At 55.7% G+C, this 20,101-nt stretch carries 20 protein-coding genes, 1 tRNA gene and 1 pseudogene; 7 read left to right on the forward strand and 15 right to left on the reverse strand.

Annotation, left to right across the window (positions count from 1 at the left end):
• Positions 1 to 33: 33 nt before the first annotated feature.
• The 7 genes from BLU89_RS10275 to BLU89_RS10305 all read right to left on the reverse strand — a co-directional run bounded on the left by BLU89_RS10275 (position 34) and on the right by BLU89_RS10305 (position 7,326).
• A complete protein-coding gene (locus BLU89_RS10275; protein WP_074736742.1) occupies positions 34 to 1,377 on the reverse strand; it encodes a S41 family peptidase in 1,344 nt (447 codons plus the stop codon).
• 6 nt (positions 1,378 to 1,383) lie between these two features.
• Positions 1,384 to 2,517, reverse strand: coding sequence for a murein hydrolase activator EnvC family protein (locus BLU89_RS10280; protein WP_074736743.1), 1,134 nt, complete (start codon positions 2,515 to 2,517; stop codon positions 1,384 to 1,386).
• Entirely contained in the window at positions 2,514 to 4,031 is a 1,518-nt protein-coding gene (gpmI, locus tag BLU89_RS10285; RefSeq protein ID WP_074736744.1) for a 2,3-bisphosphoglycerate-independent phosphoglycerate mutase, read from the reverse strand. Before gpmI ends, BLU89_RS10280 begins: the two co-directional genes overlap by 4 nt.
• Positions 4,032 to 4,115: 84 nt before the next feature.
• Positions 4,116 to 5,786 carry a sulfatase-like hydrolase/transferase gene (locus tag BLU89_RS10290; protein ID WP_074736745.1) on the reverse strand — a complete coding sequence of 557 codons (1,671 nt, stop codon included), beginning with the start codon at positions 5,784 to 5,786 and terminating at the stop codon, positions 4,116 to 4,118.
• Between the two features lie 15 nt (positions 5,787 to 5,801).
• Positions 5,802 to 6,032, reverse strand: a complete 231-nt coding sequence (nqrM, locus tag BLU89_RS10295; protein ID WP_074736746.1) for a (Na+)-NQR maturation NqrM — start codon at positions 6,030 to 6,032, stop codon at positions 5,802 to 5,804.
• Between the two features lie 15 nt (positions 6,033 to 6,047).
• Positions 6,048 to 7,073, reverse strand: a complete 1,026-nt coding sequence (locus BLU89_RS10300) for an FAD:protein FMN transferase (RefSeq protein WP_074736747.1) — start codon at positions 7,071 to 7,073, stop codon at positions 6,048 to 6,050.
• A gap of 67 nt (positions 7,074 to 7,140) precedes the next feature.
• A complete protein-coding gene (locus BLU89_RS10305; protein WP_074736748.1) occupies positions 7,141 to 7,326 on the reverse strand; it encodes a hypothetical protein in 186 nt (61 codons plus the stop codon).
• A 123-nt stretch (positions 7,327 to 7,449) separates the two neighbouring features.
• Here BLU89_RS10305 and BLU89_RS10310 point away from each other — a divergent pair, with 123 nt between their 5' ends.
• Positions 7,450 to 7,974 (forward strand): CBS domain-containing protein, encoded by a 525-nt coding sequence (locus BLU89_RS10310; protein ID WP_074736749.1) that lies wholly within the window; start codon positions 7,450 to 7,452, stop codon positions 7,972 to 7,974.
• Positions 7,975 to 7,978: 4 nt separating this feature from the next.
• Here the strand turns inward: BLU89_RS10310 and BLU89_RS10315 are convergent, their stop codons facing one another.
• The 7 genes from BLU89_RS10315 to BLU89_RS10345 all read right to left on the reverse strand — a co-directional run bounded on the left by BLU89_RS10315 (position 7,979) and on the right by BLU89_RS10345 (position 14,748).
• Positions 7,979 to 8,689, reverse strand: a complete 711-nt coding sequence (locus BLU89_RS10315; protein ID WP_245709736.1) for a metallophosphoesterase family protein — start codon at positions 8,687 to 8,689, stop codon at positions 7,979 to 7,981.
• Positions 8,690 to 8,887: 198 nt separating this feature from the next.
• Complete coding sequence (gene nqrF / locus BLU89_RS10320; protein WP_074736751.1) at positions 8,888 to 10,111, reverse strand: NADH:ubiquinone reductase (Na(+)-transporting) subunit F; 1,224 nt, start codon at positions 10,109 to 10,111, stop codon at positions 8,888 to 8,890.
• 10 nt (positions 10,112 to 10,121) lie between these two features.
• Positions 10,122 to 10,730, reverse strand: coding sequence for an NADH:ubiquinone reductase (Na(+)-transporting) subunit E (nqrE, locus tag BLU89_RS10325; protein WP_074736752.1), 609 nt, complete (start codon positions 10,728 to 10,730; stop codon positions 10,122 to 10,124).
• Positions 10,730 to 11,383, reverse strand: a complete 654-nt coding sequence (locus BLU89_RS10330) for an NADH:ubiquinone reductase (Na(+)-transporting) subunit D (RefSeq protein WP_074736753.1) — start codon at positions 11,381 to 11,383, stop codon at positions 10,730 to 10,732. The genes nqrE and BLU89_RS10330 overlap by 1 nt, the downstream gene beginning before the upstream one ends.
• On the reverse strand, positions 11,383 to 12,198 hold the full coding sequence (locus tag BLU89_RS10335; protein ID WP_074736754.1) for a Na(+)-translocating NADH-quinone reductase subunit C: 816 nt from the start codon (positions 12,196 to 12,198) through the stop codon (positions 11,383 to 11,385). The genes BLU89_RS10330 and BLU89_RS10335 overlap by 1 nt, the downstream gene beginning before the upstream one ends.
• Positions 12,191 to 13,399, reverse strand: coding sequence for an NADH:ubiquinone reductase (Na(+)-transporting) subunit B (locus BLU89_RS10340; protein ID WP_074736755.1), 1,209 nt, complete (start codon positions 13,397 to 13,399; stop codon positions 12,191 to 12,193). The genes BLU89_RS10335 and BLU89_RS10340 overlap by 8 nt, the downstream gene beginning before the upstream one ends.
• A 5-nt stretch (positions 13,400 to 13,404) precedes the next feature.
• Positions 13,405 to 14,748 carry a Na(+)-translocating NADH-quinone reductase subunit A gene (locus BLU89_RS10345; protein WP_074736756.1) on the reverse strand — a complete coding sequence of 448 codons (1,344 nt, stop codon included), beginning with the start codon at positions 14,746 to 14,748 and terminating at the stop codon, positions 13,405 to 13,407.
• Positions 14,749 to 15,047: 299 nt separating this feature from the next.
• On the opposite strand from BLU89_RS10345, the gene BLU89_RS10350 reads away from it, so the two are divergent.
• The 4 genes from BLU89_RS10350 to BLU89_RS10365 all read left to right on the forward strand — a co-directional run bounded on the left by BLU89_RS10350 (position 15,048) and on the right by BLU89_RS10365 (position 17,303).
• A complete protein-coding gene (locus tag BLU89_RS10350; RefSeq protein ID WP_074736757.1) occupies positions 15,048 to 16,163 on the forward strand; it encodes a THUMP domain-containing class I SAM-dependent RNA methyltransferase in 1,116 nt (371 codons plus the stop codon).
• Positions 16,164 to 16,290: 127 nt separating this feature from the next.
• Positions 16,291 to 16,367 (forward strand) — tRNA-Pro (locus tag BLU89_RS10355).
• A 247-nt stretch (positions 16,368 to 16,614) separates the two neighbouring features.
• On the forward strand, positions 16,615 to 16,860 hold the full coding sequence (gene mobC, locus BLU89_RS10360) for a plasmid mobilization relaxosome protein MobC (RefSeq protein WP_245709737.1): 246 nt from the start codon (positions 16,615 to 16,617) through the stop codon (positions 16,858 to 16,860).
• Positions 16,857 to 17,303, forward strand: a complete 447-nt coding sequence (locus BLU89_RS10365; protein WP_176797689.1) for a hypothetical protein — start codon at positions 16,857 to 16,859, stop codon at positions 17,301 to 17,303. Before mobC ends, BLU89_RS10365 begins: the two co-directional genes overlap by 4 nt.
• Here BLU89_RS10365 and BLU89_RS10370 read toward each other — a convergent pair.
• A pseudogene (locus BLU89_RS10370) lies at positions 17,267 to 17,416 on the reverse strand (transposase); the annotation flags it as partial. The gene BLU89_RS10365 and the pseudogene BLU89_RS10370 sit on opposite strands and share 37 nt — an antisense overlap.
• A gap of 339 nt (positions 17,417 to 17,755) precedes the next feature.
• Between BLU89_RS10370 and BLU89_RS10375 the strand changes: the two are divergent.
• Both BLU89_RS10375 and BLU89_RS10380 read left to right on the forward strand, forming a co-directional pair.
• Positions 17,756 to 19,390, forward strand: coding sequence for an MBL fold metallo-hydrolase (locus BLU89_RS10375; RefSeq protein WP_074736759.1), 1,635 nt, complete (start codon positions 17,756 to 17,758; stop codon positions 19,388 to 19,390).
• Positions 19,391 to 19,629: 239 nt separating this feature from the next.
• Positions 19,630 to 20,097, forward strand: coding sequence for a hypothetical protein (locus tag BLU89_RS10380; RefSeq protein ID WP_074736815.1), 468 nt, complete (start codon positions 19,630 to 19,632; stop codon positions 20,095 to 20,097).
• Positions 20,098 to 20,101 lie beyond the last annotated feature (4 nt).

The raw sequence follows: 20,101 nt of genomic DNA on the forward strand, positions 1-20,101 counted from the left end.
GGAAAAAGGGCCGCTCGTAGCGGCCCTAAATCGTTACTGCGAAGGTCCAGTCGGACTGAAGGCCGACAGACCTTTGAGGATATCAATGGCATAGGCCAGCTGATAATCCTCTTCCCGCAACTCAGCAGTGGCTTCTGCCTTGGCGCGGTCCTCTTCGATCTGACGAATCTCATCTTCGCTGAGGCTGTCATTATTCAGGCTGCCACGCAGATCGGCCTCGGACCGGGTGCGGGCGTTTGTCTCTTCTTCTTCCTCTTCATCCGGGCGATTGCGCGGTTGTTCCACGATGATGTCCGGGCTGACGCCAAGCGCCTGGATCGAACGGCCCGAGGGCGTGTAGTAGCGCGAGGTTGTTAGTCGCATCGCTCCGTCCCCCCGCAGTGGCATAACCGTCTGAACCGATCCCTTGCCGAAACTCTTGGTGCCAACCACGATCGCGCGATGGTGATCCTGCAAAGCACCCGCAACGATTTCCGAAGCCGAGGCTGAGCCACCGTTAATCAGCACAACGATGGGCTTGCCACCGGTCAGATCGCCTGGTGTTGCGTTGAACCGTTCACCATCTTCAGGATTTCTGCCTCGGGTCGAGACGATTTCACCCTCATTCAGGAATGCGTCCGAAACCTTAATGGCCTGCGTGAGCAGCCCGCCTGGATTGTTGCGCAGGTCCAGAACAACGCCATTGACGTTTTCAATACCCCCGGCCTCTTCGATTTGCTCTTCCAGCCCTTCCTTGAGGTTTGGATAGGTCTGATCATTGAACGTGGTGACACGCAGAACAACACTGGTGCCTTCGGTGCGGACGCGCACGGCGGTCAGCTTGATGGTGTCGCGGACTATGGTCACATCGAACGGCTCTTGTTCACCTTCGCGAACAACCGTGATCACAATTTCCGATCCCACCGGACCACGCATCAGATCGACGGCTTTATCCAGAGTCAGACCCAGAATGCTTTCACCATCCACATGGGTGATGAAATCGCCGGCCTCGATTCCGGCGGCGTCCGCGGGGGTGTCATCGATCGGTGAAACGACTTTGACAAAGCCCTCTTCCTGAGTGACTTCGATACCCAGCCCGCCAAACTCGCCCCGTGTCTGCACACGCATCTGCTCGGCATCATCGGGCGAAAGATAGCTGGAATGCGGGTCCAGTGAAGTCAGCATTCCATCAATCGCGGCCTCGATCAGCTCATCGGTTTCCACTTCTTCGACATATTGGGCGCGGATACGCTCGAAAATATCGCCGAACAGATCAAGCTGTTCATATACGCTTGCCTTGTTTTCGGCCTCTTGCGCCAGCAACGGACCCGCGATCTGTGTCGTTGCGATTATCCCTGCCACGGTGCCGGCCAAACCGGCCATCACAAATTTTTTCATACTCGTTTATCCATCCTTGTCCGTCCGGAACCATGATTCCGGGTCCACTGGGCTGTTATCCTGTCTTACCTCTATATAGAGCGTTTCTGATCGGTCAGTTCCAGTGCCATCACCGCTTGTTGACATAATTGCGCCGATTTGAGGGGTTTCACCCGGCATCAGGCCGACCGGGGCGCCTTCGGGGATCACTTCGCCTGTCTGTCCGTAAACTTCTTGCAGGCCCGAGAACACGAACAGTAATCCAGGCTGAGGTTCAAGGATCACAAGATTCCCGAGATCCAGCAAAGGCCCCCGGTAGCGGATCGTTGCAGCCGTTGGCGAGATGACCAAGGTACGGGGTCTTGTGCCCAGCACAAGACCGGGGCGCGTTACACCTGCCGCGTCGGTTTCACCGGCCCGGTGAAGCAGCACGCCCTGCGCAGGCAGGGCGATCTTGCCCTTTCGGCCCGAGATATCGGCGCTGGTGTCAGGAATCTCACCTTCGGAAATCTCGGACAATCCACTGGCAAATCCATCCAGCGTTTCTGTCGAAGAAATCAGAATCGCTGTGCGCACAGGGTCTTCCACGAAACGACGCGGCAGATCGGTGCGATCCGCGATAGCCTCACTCAGTTGCGTGCGGGCATCCTGCACACCCGTCAGACCTTTGGTCAACGTATTGGCTGCGCTTTGCTGGAGCTGGCGCAACGTCTGGACCTCTTGCAGGTCACCGGCAAGTGCCTGAGCCTGCGTGTTCAGGCCGGGTGTGACCTCAGCCAACATCATTCCGGTGCGCGCGGCCCCCAATGGCCCGGAAGGATGCAACATCAGCACCGGGGGGGCGGTGGTTTCAATGGTCTGCAAAACACCCAACAATTGCGCCACCTCACGCTCTCGCACCCGAAGTTCCGCGGTCAGCTGCGCCTCGCGCAGAGTGGCGCGACGCAAGCCGTCACGCATTGCGGTCAGACCGGCCTCATAGGCTTGTAATGTTTCCGTCAAAGCCCGAACCCGATTGCGCGCGCTGTCCGCTTCTGTCAGCGAAATCGATGCCTGCTCAAGCATCTCAGCCGCCTGCAGCGCTGCCTCTGACGGGCTGGTTTGAGCGGCGGCGGGCGCCGACCAAAACAACAACGCGGCAAGGGCTGATTGCACCCTCATGTCAGCAGACTTTCCCCGGTCATTTCATCAGGTATCGGCAATTCCATGAGTTGCAGAATGGTGGGCGCCAGATCCGCCAACCGCCCATTGTGCAGGCCCGCACCTTCGGGTCCGCCAACCAGCGCAACCGGGACCGGATTCAACGTGTGCGCCGTGTGCGGCCCCCCTGTTTCCGGGTCGACCATCATTTCGCAATTGCCGTGATCAGCGGTCACGATCATCGCGCCCCCAACCTGCCGCAGCGCTGCAACAACTTGCTCCAGACCCTGGTCAACGGCCTCGCAGGCCTTAATCGCGGCTTGCAGATCACCGGAGTGGCCGACCATATCGGGATTGGCATAATTGGTGACGATCAGATCGTACCCATCGTGAATCGCCTGAACAAAATTTTCGGTCACCTCAGCCGAAGACATTTCGGGCTGCAGATCATAGGTCGCCACCTTAGGCGATTTCGGCATAAAACGGTCTTCGCCACCTTCGGGCTGTTCCTTGCCACCGTTGAGGAAAAAGGTAACGTGCGGGTATTTCTCGGTTTCGGCCAGACGGAACTGGCGCAAGCCCTGTTTTGCGACCCATTCGCCCAAAGTGTTCACAATATTCCGTTTGGGAAACACCGTGGTCATATACCCGTTATGACCATCCGAATACGCAACCATTCCCAACAGCGCCGAAAGCTGCGGACGTGGGCCGGTGTCGAATTCGGCAAAGCCGGGCTCTCCGATTGCACGCAGGATTTCGCGTGCGCGGTCGGCCCGGAAGTTGAGGCAAAAGAAGCCGTCGCCATCCCTGATGCCGGCATAGTCGCCTAGAAAGGTCGGGGTGATAAATTCATCTGTTTCAGATTGGTTATACGCGTGATCCACTGCGAAATGGGCAGAGGTTTCCTCCCGGCCCTGCCCTTTGACAATGGCAGCATAGGCCTCGGCGACCCGTTCCCAGCGGTTGTCGCGATCCATAGCAAAGTAACGCCCGCAGACGGTGACAATACCGGCGCCCTCGGGCAATCGGTCCTGTAGCTCCTTAATGAAGGTAAATGCGGATTTCGGGGCCACATCACGACCGTCGGTGATGGCGTGCAACGCCACGGGTATGCCGGCCTCGGTGATGGCCTTGGCGGCCGCTACGATATGGTTCAGATGCCCATGCACACCGCCGTCTGAAATCAGCCCCATCAAATGCGCCGTACCGCCTGCAGCTTTCACCCTGGTGATGAAATCCTGCAGGGCATCGTTTCCGAAGAATGAACCGTCTTCGATAGCCAGATCGATCTGACCCAAATCCATCGCAACCACGCGCCCTGCACCGATATTGGTATGCCCAACCTCAGAGTTGCCCATCTGACCGCTGGGCAAACCCACATCCGGACCATGCGTAATCAGTTGCGCATGAGGGCCATTAGCCATGAGGGCATCGAAGGTCGGTGTATTCGCCAGATAGGGGGCGTTGGCCTCGGTATCGTCAGACATGCCCCAACCATCAAGGATGCACAGAACAACGGGTTTGGGGGCGGTCATGAATGTTCTCCGATTTCGGCGTCGCCATCTTCTACCCCCTGCCCGCGCAAGGTTGAACCGTCTTTTATGGCGACAAGGATAGAATTAATCCTGCTTGTAGTCGCCAAAGGGCCGCGCCTTGCGATTGCGGTACTTCACGGTCAACTCAAGCGGCATCTCGTTCTCGTCGTAGATACCGACCACCACACCCTTTCCACCGCTCGAGCCGCGCATGTTCAGCAACTGCTCTTCGGATCGGGTTGTGCGCTGTGATTGGCGCCGTGTCCAAGTGAACAAATGGTTATACATCTCGGCAATAACGTCCGCGTGTTCAACACTTTCGCCCAGATCGGCCAGCTCATCCGGATCATTTTCGAGATCAAACAAAAGCGGGTGATGGCCGCCCTCGCAATGGATCAGTTTCCATTTCTTGTTCGCAACCATGAACATGACTGCATCCCGAACCGAGGAATTCAGAATCTTGGCAATAGGCGATGCGGAGTAATCATATTCACAAATCGCCACATCACGCGGAGTGCAATCGGCTTGGCCATAAAGGATTGGCAGCAATGAATGCCCTTCGAGGATGTGGCCAGCAGGTTCACCGCCTGCCATCTCCAGAAACGTGGGGGCGAGATCTATGGATTCAACCAGCGCGTCGCAGGTGGTACCGCGCGTGGCATCAGCCTGGCGAGATGGGTCGTAGACGATCAAAGGCATTTTGGTTGAGGCGTCGTGGAAGAATGTTTTCTCTCCCATCCAGTGATCGCCCAGAAAATCCCCGTGATCCGAAGTAAGCACGATCATGGTGTCCTGCATCCGCCCGGTCTGCTCCATCCAGTCGAACAGTCGACCCATCTGATCATCGGCCTGTTTGATCAGGCCCATATAGGCTGGGATTACAGCCTCGCGCACTTCTTCACGAGAGAATGTCTGGCCGATTTTCGTATCCATGAATGCCTTGAGCACCGGATGCGCATTCTGCCGTTCGGCCTCGGACCGGACAACAGGCAGCACGTGCTCGGGACTGTACATCGAGGCATAGGGTTCTGGTACGATGTAGGGCCAATGTGGTTTGATATAGCTCAGATGACAGCACCATGGGCCCTCATGACTTTCCATGAATTCCATGCCACGGGTGGTCAGATACGGCGTCTCGCTGTCTTCCTCGGCGATGTTCGCAGCCTCAGACGAATTCTTCAGAAACCAACCCGAGAGCACATTGCCATCCGCATCCAGCCCTGAATTGGCAAAGTCATGCCAAGGGTTGTCGCTTTCGTAGCCTTTGTCTTTCAGGTATTCGTTGTACTTCTTGGCCCCGTCTGGGTCGTAGAAACCATCTGGCCCTTCGGGGCGCATCCCATCATCCCGTTCAAAGACATCGAAGCCACATTCAGCGACGCGGGCACCGATCAGACTGTCGGGCTCAAGCCCCAACCGGGCCATGCCTTCGGCATCGGCGCGCATATGGGTCTTACCGACCAGCCAGCAATCCATCCCCGCCTTGCGCAGGTGGTCACCCATGGTCATTTCACCGACTTTAAGCGGAATGCCGTTCCACGACGCGCCGTGTGAATGCACATAGCGCCCGGTATAGGTTGACATGCGGGAACTGCCGCAAATGGGCGATTGGATGTAGGCGCGCGTGAACCGCACCCCTTTCGAAGCCAATAGGTCGATATTCGGCGTGTGCAGATGCGGATGTCCGTAGCAGCTGAGATAATCCCAGCGCAGTTGATCGAACATGATAAAGAGGATGTTCTTAGCTTTGGTCATACCAAGGCTGGTACACTAGCCTTCCATCTCCTGCAGCATCTTTTTGGCACGCTTGCACTGCAGCTTGTCCCTCAGCGGGCTGTCTGGATCGACGTCTTTCTGGCAAACAACACACTTATCAGCGCCTGAGATCGCGTTCAGACCGCCGCAACTGCCTTTGATGGTTTTACCCATCAGCAACACGCCCAGAGACATTCCAACCATGATGATCAGCAACACTACAAATGCCAGAATAAAAGTGCTCATTACGGTTCCTACCGATCAGTTGGTCCCAAGCGCTTCCTTGAACGCGCTGCTTTGTACGGTGATATAAGCTTCTTCGCCGCTTGTCACATCCCGCGAGATGAAAAACACAGCAAGTTTATGTTCTTCGGCCAGCTCCAACCCCTTGTCCTGCCCCAACGCCAGCATCGCTGTCGCCCAGGCATCCGCCATCATCGCGCTTTCCGCCAGTACCGTGACCGAGGTTGTCTGATGGGTGATCGGGCGGCCCGTTATCGGATCGATGATATGCGAGTATCGCACGCCGTCCTGTTCGTAGAAGTTCTTGTAGTCGCCTGATGTCGCCATACCCAAATCGTCAAGCGGAACAATCAGTTGAATGGCCTGCGCTCCGGCTTCGGGCTTTTCGATACCAATCTGCCAGTTGTCGCCTTTGTCATTCTGCCCCATGGCCACCAGATCACCACCGATTTCGACCATGTAATCCTCGATACCGGCGTCACGCAGCCGCGCGGCAACCGCATCAATACCATATCCCTTGGCAATGGCTGACAGGTTAATCCCTACCCCTGCATCCGACTTGGCCAGAGTGCGCGCCGTATCGTCCAAGGTCAGCAGGCGCGCCTGCCCCACCTGCCCCAATGCTGCCTCGATGTCCGCATCGGCAGGAACCGGGTCGTCCGGCTTGCGCGGGCCAAAGCCCCACAGCTCAATCAGAGGGCCCAGAGTGACATCAAAGGTACCCCCAGATTTTTTGTGAACCTCGTTTGCGGCTTGTATCACAAAGGCCAATTCATCGGACACTGTTATCGGGTCCGTGCTAGCCGATGCCGAGAAGGCTGAAACCTCGGAATTCGGATCCCAGTTGGACATCTTTGCATTGACCTGCGCCAGCGTCTCCTGAACCGTGTTGCCAAGTGTGGCTTCGTCCAGATCATCGCCAATTGCGATGACGTTGAACGTAGTTCCCATCGTCTCGCCGGACAGGCGCACCACGTCGGGTTCTTTGTCAAGCAAACAGGCCGAAACAAACAGCAGCGAGGCCAGTGCAATCAGAGGGCGCATGGGGCAATCTCCTGGGCGTAGTCTTGCCCGGCATATGCCAGCGACCCCGTTCAGAGTCAAACCGACGTCAGACCTTGAGCGGCAGAAACGCCAGCACCAAAAGCCCGACAGAAGCTGGGACACCAAACACCCATGCGCGCTTTTGCCATCCTTGAGGTTGCTGTTTCCATGCCATGCGAAAGTTGTGGCCGCATACGACCACAACAAAGAAGATCAGCGCAGCCACAGGCGGGGTCAGATACAGGTTGCTCACAGGTTTGGAACTCCTTGTAATGTGGCCAAGTTACGCCGGTTTTCGAAATTGCACTCTATACAGGGCCGGTCCCTGCGGTAAGGTGGAATTTAAGGACATTACCGGTGAAAGAGGAGACCGCCCATGGCCCCAAGCTCTTACCAGCCCCCGACACGCGGCGACAAGGCCGGGTCGACAACCCGCAGCCAGTCGGTTGAAACCAATCTATCGCACACCCAAACAACGGTTGCGAAGCTGCTGGAAGGTAAAGGGGAAGCCGTTTTTTCGGTGCGGCCCAATGATACAATTCATTCGGTCGTGGATATATTGCGGGAAAAACGCATCGGCGCGGTAGTGGTAACCGATCAGAATGGTGCGCTGCAGGGTATTTTATCCGAACGCGACATCGTGCGCCGCATGGCTGAGACACCGGGGCAGACCCTACCGCAATCTGTGGCGGATCTGATGACGGCCGAGGTCAAGACCTGCACGCCCCAAGACTATCTGAACGACGTGCTGAAGACTATGACGGAAGGCCGGTTTCGCCACATGCCCGTGATAAGCGATGGCAATCTGCGGGGCGTTATTACCATCGGGGACGTGGTGCATTTCCGGTTGAAAGAACTGGAATATGAAGCGCTGAAAATGAAACAGATGATCGTCGGCTAGCCGCCTATACCGTAAACTTCGAAATGCCGGAGCGACCGGTCGAGATGAACCGAACACTGCCGGGTGAAATCTCGGCAGCCGTCAATTGGTTAGTGGCGAAGGCTCCTGTGTCGATCGAAATGACGTCGTGCTCAATCTTCGGTGCCGCGACAATTGTATGACCGTGCACGATCCACTGCCCATCCATTCGGAGTTTCTGAGGAAACTGCGGATGCCCCCAAAGGCAGGTCCTGGCGTGTTGTTTGTTAACCGGGTGCGATGGATCCAGCGCAGCATGAACAACAGTCACATTACCGCTTGTCCATGTCAGAGGCTGATAGAGCAGCCAGTCCAACAATTGTTGTCCCATGGCCTGTCGCAGTCGCGCCGCTACGACCTCCGGCTCGGACAGATCGATATCTGCGAGGCCAAATGAAGCTAAGGTCTGGGCACCGCCATTGTGTAGCCAAACGCGCTCCATTCTTCCCGGGTCATCAAGGAATCCGAGCAGCATATCTTCGTGATTACCTTTCAGGCAGACAGCCCTTTTATCCGGACCGGCGCTGAGATGACGCAAATGGCGCAATACCTGCGCACTATAGTCACCCCTGTCAACATAGTCGCCAACAAACACCAGCGGGCAATCATCATCCAGCGCAGTAAGAAGTGTCTGCAACAGGTCGAGCCTGCCGTGTATGTCTCCGATCGCGTAGAATTTTTCTGCGGGTGCCAGCATAGACAGGTCCACCGCCTGGTCAGACTGCGCTTTGGGCGCAACAAGTCTTTTGATCCATTCGGTTAACATATGTCCTGCTGCCTGAAGTGGCAAAACCAGTGCGGTGTTCGTTAAATGAAAAGCCCTGACACCGGTGATTCAACCGCAACAGAGTCTAAAAAATTGGTCGGCCCCAAGACTGAAGCCGACCAAATATGTCTATCCGCCAAAATCGTCCAACATGATGTCTTCGCGGTCAACGCCCAGATCCAACAGCATGTTAATGACCGATTGGTTCATGATTGGCGGTCCACACATGTAGTATTCGCAATCCTCGGGCGCGGGGTGGTTTTGGAGGTACTCTTCGAACAGAACGTTGTGAATAAAGCCAGTGTAGCCTTTCCAATCATCCTCGGGCTGCGCATCCGACAGCGCCACGTGCCATTCGAAATTGTTAAACTCTTCGGCCAAAGTGTCGAAATCTTCGACAAAGAACATCTCTTTTTTCGAGCGCGCACCATACCAAAAGCTGATCTTTCGGTTGCGGTTCTCAAGTCGCTTGAGTTGGTCAAAGATGTGGCTGCGCATTGGGGCCATACCGGCTCCACCGCCGATGAACACCATCTCTTTTCCCGTTTCCCGCGCAAAGAATTCGCCGAACGGGCCCGAGATCGTTACCTTGTCGCCGGGCTTGAGGTTGAAGATGTAGGATGACATCTGGCCCGGTGGGATACCTTCGGATCCTGGCGGCGGTGAGGCAACCCGAACATTCAGCATAATCATGCCCTTCTCGTCCGGGTAGTTAGCCATTGAATAGGCACGTTCAATTGGCTCAGCGACGGTAGATTTGTACTGCCAAAGATTGAACCGATCCCAATCCTCGCGGTATTCCTCTTCGACATCGAAATCGGTATAGGCCAACTGGTGCGACGGCGCTTCGATCTGGATGTAACCGCCGGCACGGAAATTGACGTCCTCGCCCTCGGGCAGATCCAGTGTCAGGGCTTTGATGAAGGTTGCTACGTTCTCGTTGGACCGGACGGTGCATTCCCACTTTTTGACGCCAAAGACCTCTTCGGGGACTTCGATATCCATATCCTGCTTGACCGCTACCTGACAGGACAGACGGTCACCACAGGAAGCTTCCCGCTTGGTGATATGGCTTTCCTCGGTCGGCAGGATCGAGCCACCGCCCGAATGTACCTTGACCCGGCATTGAGCACAGGTTCCGCCACCCCCGCAGGCAGAGGGAACAAACAACTTCTCTGCCGCCAGCGTTTGCAGCAGCTTGCCTCCGGCTGGGACCGAGATGGTTTTTTCGCCATTGATGGTGATGTTCACGTCACCGGTCGACACCAGCTTGGAGCGGGCCGCCATAATGATGGCCACAAGAGCCAGAACAATCAGGGTGAAAAGGATTACGCCGAGGCTAAAGGTTTCCATCGCGCCCTCCTTACAGTTTCACGCCCGAGAAGGACATGAAGGCCATTGCCATCAGTCCTGCGGTGATGAAGGTGATACCAAGACCCTGCAGGCCATCGGGAATATCCGAATACTTCAGCTTTTCGCGCACACCCGCCATTGCGGTAATTGCCAGCGCCCAACCGAAGCCTGACGAGACGCCATAAGTAGCTGCTTCGGCAAAGTTATAGTCGCGTTCCACCATGAACAGCGATCCACCCAGGATGGCACAGTTCACCGTGATCAGCGGCAGGAAAATACCAAGCGCGTTGTAAAGCGGCGGGAAGTACTTATCGAGCACCATTTCGAGGATTTGAACCATCGCCGCAATCACACCGATATACGAGATCAGGCCAAGGAAAGTCAGGTCCACATTCGGAAACCCGGCCCAGGCCAGAGCGCCGGGCTTTAGCAGATAGCTCAGCAACAGGTTGTTGGTGGGTACTGTGATCGCCTGCACGACCATCACCGAGATACCCAGCCCCAGCGCGGTTGAAATCTTCTTTGAAACGGCGATGAAGGTACACATCCCCAGAAAGAAGCTGAGCGCGAGGTTTTCGACAAAGACGGCCTTTACGGCCAGAGAGATAAGCCCTTCCATCAGTGCGCCTCTACCTGCTGGATTTTGTATTCACGTTCTTCCACCTGTTTTGGCTTCCATGTGCGGAAGGCCCAGATAAGCAAACCGATCACGAAGAAGGCTGATGGTGGCAGCAGCAGCAGGCCGTTGGGCACATACCAGCCGCCGTTATTGACGGTCTGCAGAATGGTTGCGCCGAACAGGCTGCCCGAGCCAAACAACTCGCGGATAAAGCCCACCAGCATCAGGATCAGGCCATAGCCCAGACCGTTGCCAATACCGTCGATGAACGAGGCCATCGGCGGGTTCTTCATCGCAAACGCTTCGGCCCGGCCCATGACGATGCAGTTGGTGATGATCAGGCCCACAAAAACCGACAGGGTTTTCGATATCTGAAAGGCATAGGCTTTCAGAATCTGATCCACCAGGATCACCAGCGACGCGATGATGACCATCTGTACAATGATCCGGATCGATCCCGGAATCTGGTTGCGCAGAATCGAGATGAACATCGATGAGAACGCTGTCACAAAAGTCACCGCCAGCGCCATGACAAAGGCTACTTGCAGGGATGATGTCACCGCCAGCGCTGAGCAGATGCCCAGCACTTGCAGTGTGATCGGGTTGTTGTCGACAAGCGGGTCGACCAACAGCTCTTTCTTTGTCTGTGACATCAGATCTCTCCTGCTTGCAGTTTGGTCAGGAAGGGACCGTAGCCCGCATCGCCCATCCAGAATTTCACCAGGTTATCGACACCCACCGACGTCAGCGTAGCACCCGCCAGCGCGTCGATATAAAAGTCCGGTCCGGCGGCGGGCTGGGATTTGGCGACGGTGATTTGCAGATCGCCAGCCTCATCCCGCAGCTTTTTGCCGTTCCACAGCGCCTTCCAGCGCGGATTGTCCACCTCGGCGCCGAGACCAGGGGTTTCACCATGCTGATAGAATTGCAGGCCGAAGATATCGTTGCCGTTGCTTTCCAGAGCGATAAAGCCATAGAGCGTTGACCACAGGCCATAGCCGTGCAGCGGCAGGACCACCTTATCCAACGCACCGGCCTCGTCCCGCAGCAGATAAATCACACGGTACTTGGATTTGCGACCAATGCCCGCCGGATCGTCGTCCAGCGCGACGCTCAGCTCGGGATTGCTGGCGGCGGCAATATCGTCAAAACTGGCTGGGTCGAACTGGTCATCGACAAATTCGCCGGTTGCGAGATCCAGCACATGCGGCTCGAACGCGGCGAAGGCTTCGGTCACGTTGATGCCGGGTTCATAGACACCCGCCACCTGTAGAACATTGACCTGCTTGTCCTTCAGCTTGTTCGCTTCCTGTACCGGTCGCAGGCTCACGGCGGCGGCTGACACGATCATCGAAGCGACAAGGCAGATGGCGACAGCCACAAAGATGGTTTTGCCAACTGAATCCGGCGACGCCGCCAGAAACTTGGCAATCGCGCCCTTTGGTTCCGGGGATTGCGTATCAGACATGGCGACGCGCCCTCCGTTTGATGTTTGCCTGCACGACGAAGTAATCGATCAGCGGGGCAAAGACGTTACCGAATAGGATGGCCAGCATCATACCTTCCGGAAAGGCCGGGTTGAGCACCCGGATCAAAACAACCATGACCCCAATCAGCGCACCATAGAGATAGCGACCGACATTGGTGTGACTGGCCGAAACCGGCTCGGTCACCATGAAGGCCAGGCCAAAAGCGTAACCGCCCAGCACCAGATGCCAGTACCACGGCATCGCGAACATCGGATTGGTGTCGGACCCGATCAGGTTTAGCAGCCAAGCAAAGGCAATCGTTCCGGCCAGGCATCCTATGATCAGGCGATAATTGGCAATCTTGGTCATCAGCAGGAAGGCCAGGCCAATCATGCAGGCCAGCGTCGAGGTCTCGCCAAAGCTGCCCTGGATGGTGCCGTAGAATGCATTCCACCAGGTGATGCCATCTGCGGCCAGGGCCTGATATCCATCCGCCGCAGAAACCGCCAGCGCCGTTGCACCTGAGAAGCCATCGACGGGCGTCCAGACCGAGTCTCCCGACATCTGTGCAGGATAGGCGAAATACAGGAACGCCCGGCCAACCAGCGCGGGGTTGAGGAAGTTCTTGCCGGTGCCGCCAAAGACTTCCTTGCCGATTACAACACCAAAGATGATACCAAGCGCCACCTGCCACAACGGTGTGGTCGCGGGCATAATTAACGTATAAAGCATTGAAGTAACAAGAAAACCTTCGTTTACTTCATGTCCGCGCACTGTTGCGAAGATGACTTCGAAGATACCGCCAGCGACCAGTGTCACGATGTAAATCGGCAGGAAATAGAGCATCCCGTGCATCACGTTGGCAATGATGCTGGTTGGGTCCAGCGAGATGCCGAACAGTTGCAACAGGGCGATCCGCCAGCCTGTGGCTGCGTCAGGACCCAGCGTCGCAATCGCCGAGTTCGCCTGATAGCCGGTGTTCCACATCCCCCAAAGAATACAGGGGATTGTCGCGATCACGACATAAGTCATGATCCGCTTCATATCCACATAGGATCGCGCATGGGGGGCGACGGCTGTTACGGTTTTCGGAGTGTATATGAAGCTCTCGACCATCTCGTAGATGGGGAATAACTTCTCGTACTTGCCGCCTTTGGTAAAGTTCGGCTCAATCCGGTCAAAGAAGCTGCGCAAACCCATTCAGCTCAGCCCTCCTTTTCAATCTTGCTGAGGCAGTCGCGCAGCGCCAGCCCATATTCATATTTCGCCGGGCAGGCAAAGCCCACAAGGCCCAGGTCTTCTTCGTCCAATTCCAGTGCACCCAGCGCCTGAGCGGTGTCGGTATCCATTACCAGCAGCGCGCGCAGCAACTGCGTGGGCAGGTAGTCCTGCGGCATCAATTCCTCGAACGTGCCTGTGGGTACCATGGCACGTCGTCCGCCGTTGAGGTTGGATGTGAGCGCATAGAGCTTCTTCGCAAAGGCCGAACCCAGAACCGGCTGAACCGCATACTTCGACGGCATCGGCCTGATCCAACCCATGGGAATCTGATCAGGATCTTCTCGGATGATGGTGATCTGCCGCGCAAAACGGCCCAGATAGGCATATGGTCCTTCGGCATGGCGCCCGGACAGGATCGACCCCGAGATAATCCGCGGTGTACCTTCGACATCTACTTCGTCACGGGTCAGGTCATCGGTTGAGGCACCCAGGACAGTACGGATCAGGCGCGGTTGTCGTGCAGCCGGGCCACTCAGAGCGATCACGACATTCGGGTCAAGATGTCCCGTTTGCAGTAAACGGCCAATGGCGATCACGTCCTGATATCCGATAGTCCAGACTTGTCTGTTTGCCGATATCGGTTCGAGAAAATGAATGTGGGTTCCAGCCAGCCCCGACGGGTGCGGGCCCGAGAACGCCGCAGCCTCAACACCGGGCAACTCAGCACCGGGCACGCTGTCGCCGTCTTGGTGGCACAGGTAGGTCTTGCCCTCGGTCAGTTGCGATATGGCGGTCAAGCCCAAGGCGAAGACATCTGGCGCGTCTGCGATCACCACGGCCGCGTCGGCGGCCAATGGGTCACTGTCCATCGCGGTAACAAAAATTGACACCGGTTTTGACCCCGGTTCGGGCATCTTCGAATAAGGTCTTGTTCGGAAAGCTGTCCACAGCCCGGCCGCACAAAGTTTGGCGGTGATACCTTCGGCGGTCTCACCATCACCAACATCCGAGAAATCGATGCCCGTATCATTGGCATCAGAGACCTCGATCACGACGCTTTGCAATAAACGGCGAGCGCCACGGTTGATTGCAACGATTTTCCCGCTCAACGGTGCGACCATCATCGCATCGGGCGCATCCTTGTGGCAGAACAACGGTGTGCCGCGCTGAACCTCGTCGCCTTCCTGCACCAACATGCGGGGTTTAAGGCCAAGGTAATCATTCCCCAAAACGCCAACGTTTGAAAACGCAGGCCCCGGTTGGATGTTCTGTTCAGGAGCACCGTCGACCGGCAAATCCAACCCTTTTTTTAGTTTGAAAGTTTGCATGTTGCTACGTTCTTCCAAGCCTCTGTCCTGCGCCTGCTGCTTGCCACCTTACATTGGTGTCAAGAAATAACACGAGTTTTCCGATCAGCCCGGTTGCAAAAGCGCCATAAACCGACGGGAATCCGCAAGCGTAATTCCGATCAGGGCTCCTTTACGCGGGGATGAGGTCAAACGCAAACCTGTTACTGCTCAATCCTTAGCGAGATTCTCACATTCTCATGATTCTACTAACTTTCGAAGCGTTTTTGCCGCTCAATTTGTATGTCGCGCCCGTCGCGCATCCGGTGTAAGCAGCCAGAATGGATGACCGCGATGACTTTGAAATATTTCTGATTGCCACCCCCGGCCTCGAAGCGCCTTTATGTGCTGAGGCGAAGGACCGCGAATTTATGGGCGCGCGAACGGTTGCGGGCGGTGTCCAATGCAGTGGTGGTTGGTCCGAAGTGTGGCGTGCCAATCTAGAGCTGCGCGGCGCGAACAAGGTTCTGGTTCGATTGGGCAGTTTTCCCGCCGTCCATCTCGCTCAGTTGGATAAACGGGCACGTAAATTCCCCTGGGCCGACTATCTAAGAGCCGATATTCCGATAAAAATCGAAGCAACCAGCCGCAAATCACGCATCTATCACGCAGGTGCCGCGCGGCAGCGGATCGAACGCGCCATATCAGAAACGCTAGGCGCCCCAATTTCACCGGACAGCAATTTGCGCGTATTGCTTCGAATCGAAAAAGACATTTGTACGCTCTCGATAGACAGTTCCGGCGAGCCTTTGCATAAACGCGGCCACAAGCCCGCCGTCGCCAAGGCCCCGATGCGCGAGACGATGGCCGCCATGTTCTTGCGTGAGTGCGGCTTTGATGGCTCCGAGCCTGTTCTTGACCCAATGTGCGGTTCCGGCACGTTCGTCATCGAAGCAGCGGAGATCGCCCTTGACCTGCTCCCCGGGCGATCGCGCCGCTTCGCGTTTGAAGACATTGTGGGGTTTGATAATGATCTTTGGCAGACAATGCGCAACCGGGTGCACCCGCGTGAGACGGCACAAAGCTTCTATGGCTCCGACCGCAATGAAGGAGCCATCAAGGCCTCAGCCTCGAATGCTGAGCACGCCAATGTCTATCAGATCACGCGGTTTCAACACCGCTCAATCAGTGACATCAAACCGCCCGAAGGACCAACGGGTCTGGTCATTGTGAATCCACCCTACGGTGCCCGTATCGGTGATGAAAAGCGCTTGCGGTCGCTTTATGGCAGCCTGGGAAAGGTACTGGCCAACCGGTTCAAGGGGTGGCGCGTCGGGATAATAACGACCACGCCCGGACTGGCCCGCGCGACACGATTACCTTTGCTTGCACCCGGCCCAATTGTCGATCATGGCGGGACAAAAATCCGGCTGTATCGGACAGATCCCTTGCAGTGAAACAGAGCTGATGCCTTGACCGTGCCATCGCGCATCATAGGTGTCTTGAGTATAGTGCTTAACACGTTGCCGGGCTCAAAATCCCTCTTGCACATCAAGATATCGAAGTATAATCACCCGCCACGGTCGGAGTGTAGCTCAGCCTGGTAGAGCACTGTCTTCGGGAGGCAGGGGTCGGAGGTTCGAATCCTCTCACTCCGACCAATAAAATCAATCAGTTAAATACAAATGAACTGCGCCGTTGCCGCAGCATACCCGGATTTTGTCCGGATTATTCTGTTTTCAGGGTCTGGTTTCCGCAGAAAAGTGAAAGAAAAACCGCTGAGGGGGCGGCCACCCACCTCAACGGCAATGCAAATTTATCTGCTCGAACAGATTACCAAATTGAAAGCCTGACCGCAATCGCGGGAGGCGCATATGTCTAAGCTCAATCGCTTTGAATGGCTCAAGAGTGTCTGCCGCGACCCTCTTGCGCGAAGCCTTGGGTCTGACGGAAGCACGTCGTCGCAAGCCTGCGCCTCGCGTCGACCCCGCTCTGGTCCTGGCACTAGGGCGCATTGGCGGTAACCTCAACCAGGTTGCGCGGGTTGTGAATCGGGCGCTTCTGATTGGTCGGGTTGACATGGATACGCTGGCCGTCGCCCTACAACTGGTTGTGATTGAACGCCAGCTTACCAAGATCATTGATGAGGCATGACAATGCTGATCAAGTTCTTTCCCAATGGCAAAGGCGCGGGTGCTGGTCCAGTTGGCTATCTCGTCACGCGTGAGGTCTTGGCCTATGACTCCAATCGCGATCTAATCCGCGATGCTGATGGCCAGCCCATGACGGTCATACGCGATCCTTTGCCTGAAGTGCTGCGCGGCGATCCCGCCCGCACCGAGGCCCTGATCGACGCCAGTCGCAATCAGTGGACCTACCGCGCGGGCGTCATCAGCTTTGCCAGCGAGGACGCACCCACCGAAGCCCAGCAGGTCGAAGTCATGAACGCCTTCGAGGCACTGGGATTCGCTGGTATGGACAGTGAGCAATTCGACTTGCTCTGGGTCCGGCACAGCCACGAAGACCGAGTTGAGCCGATTGGTTTCCTGCATCAGAGTGGAACCTCCATGCCGCCGTACTTCGATTTGTATTTGTAGAACGTGCCCTGGCTGAGACCGTGCTTGCGGCACACCTCCGCCGTCGGCATTCCGGCTTCCTGCTCTTTGATCATTCCGATGATTTGGGCTTCCGTGAAACGGCTCTTTCGCATTCGTTTGCTCCTTCAAAAGGTTAAGCAAACTCTACATTAATGTGAGGGAAGTTTCGGGGGGCAGGTCAAGACCGATGGCCCTCGATCGCCGTGCCACAGGCTACTTAGCAGGAAGGCCACCAAGCAGACCTTCGCTGCATAACCTTGGTATATTGCGAGCTGACTCATGCATGATAATTGACAGTATTGAAAACTAAAATTTACGAAAACTGCACAGTGCCAAACTTGATCCTTCCGGCAAGCAGAGGTTATTCGATGGTGCGAATAACTGCGGCAATCCGATGAGATCATGCTAGCGCCTCTCGTCTAATTGCCATTGAAGAAATTTTTGAGGCCCAAATGAATAATATTCACTCCGAAGAACCTTTGGACGGCAAGCATTGGGAGTGGAGGCAGGCATGCCAATGTGCCGAGGTCAGAGTTTGCTCAGACATTGCGCGAAATTACGGCCTCAGCTTGATAGCCGAAGGCCTCTTCCGCAGTATCGAAGAGGATATCTCCGACGACGTTCTAGAACACGCGTTGGAACATATAAAACAATCATTCAATACGGAGGCAATACACAAGGAGTGTCAGGACTTTCTGGAGAAAGAAAGGAAGGACGCTGAACATCTCTCCGCTCGTACAGCACGCTTACCTTCTAGTCATTCTCGAGCATGGAAGCGTGATGATACAAGGCATGTCTTAGGACATCACCGTTACCAACTACCTGTCGGTCAGGGTGGCTTCCACGTCGGCACTCTTCGGAACCTTGGACTCGATGAGGCTGTCTGGCGGTCGTCGCTTGGAGATGATGCGATACCTTTGGCAGACTTTATGTACGTCTATGACTGTGGCGCGATCCCGATCGCAGGTGCAGTTAAAGCTGTGCGATCAATCGTATGTCGGCGGGTATCGCGTCGGCTCGACATGCTTTTTGTGTCGCACTTCGATCGAGATCATATCTGCGGCATACCTCACCTTTTGCACCCAAAAAAAGGGCTTCAGGTCGATACTATCGTGATGCCCTACTTAGATGATATTGAGCGAATTATTGCATTCGGAAGAAGCGCCGCTACAAGCGCCGAGCCTCGTGCGGAACGTTTCTATAGAGATATAGTTGTTGATCCAATTGGAACAATGACCCAATTCGCTCCGCGGCAGATCGTGATGGTCGCTTCAGGAGAAGAGGGCGATACTGACCCGGGCTTTTTCGAATTGCCGCCGACGGAACCTCCTCGTTCCGACCCCGACGGGCCGCCGTGGAAGATTAATGGGGCTGGGAGCCCAAGAAGTGGGGTGCCTTCTGCCCGCCGGACGCCAGAGGGTGCCATCGTCGTCCAGAAAGTTGAATTCAACATTGCCGACGGGATCGAAGGCGGATGGCTGTTAAAGCCACATGTGAAAAAGGCACCTCTGCAAGACCGAGAAGCCTTCTGCGCTGCTGTTGAAGTGATGCTGAAATGGCCGAGGGGTAGCTTCCGTAAAAAAGCGCAAAGTAAGGAAGTGCGTCGGTTATTGGTAACGAAGCACCGGACCACCCTGTCTCGAGCTTATGCCTGGGCTTTCGGCGAAAAGAACGAAACTTCAATGTCCTTATACTCTGGCCCAACAAAGCCTGAGGAGGCCGGTGCCGTAGTATATAAATCCAAAGAACGCGATTGTGCCCGCGTTGGTTGGTTGGGAACCGGGGATGCTTGCTTACTCGATCCCCAAACGGTGCGGAAATACCAAGATCACTATAGTGAAGAGTTAGACTGGGTCACCACCTTCATGCTTCCTCATCACGGTTCCGCGCACAATTTTGATCCTGATCTGCCAGTAGTTGACGCAGAGCTCTGGGTAGCAGCGGCCCAACCGAAAAACTCAACCTGGAAGCATCCGGCACCGGGTATTGTAAAGGCGATCAAAGCAAGCGGCGCTAAATTCCGTAAGGTGGATTCCTCGCCTAATTCTCTTTTAGTGGAACGAATGGTTGTTTTCTGGCCTGGTTGAAATGGCCTAATTGCCAGAATAACGAGAGAATGGCTACTTTGATGGATCCCGGCGCAGCATCGGCAAGTCTTGGTCAATGGCAGGAATGGGCCGAGCACATCGCGGGCAGTTTAATAGGCGAAACGAGGAAAGAATTTCTGGGTTTGGGCGAGCTGACGCAAAGGCCCGGTGCAGATCAAAGATGAAGCGCGCATAAATCAGGACTTCTGAACAATTTTTGACGTGGTATGGAGGCTATGATGAGACTTGAGGATATCGCTCCGGACGTGCGCAGCCGAGCATTCGAATTCTTCTATTGGTTTTCGAGGTTTGAGTTCGCTCTCAAAGTGAATATGTTCTTGAAGAACTCGAGCCCAGGCTCACGCGCTGAACCTGGATGGGACCAGTTCATCGAGGCGCACGAAGCAGACTATGACCTATCCGCCGCGGGCTCTCATCTGGTTGACGAGGCCCCACAGCGTCAGATTGTTGGGCTACACGAGCTTGAGTTCGTTCCAGTCGGCTTTGACGATCAGCCATCTGAACTAGCGAGAGTTGTGCGGCTCCTCAAGACGGTTCGAAATAATCTCTTCCACGGAGGCAAGCACGGTGTCGAAAGCTGGGATGATCCAGAACGTACACTGCTTCTTATGAGCCTGTGTATCCGAATTCTCGACGAACTAGCTGAGCTCGCTGGGATAGACGCAGACTACAAGCGCTACTACTGACCGA

Origin of the sequence: Ruegeria halocynthiae, assembly GCF_900106805.1 — a bacterium.
GTDB lineage: Bacteria > Pseudomonadota > Alphaproteobacteria > Rhodobacterales > Rhodobacteraceae > Ruegeria > Ruegeria halocynthiae.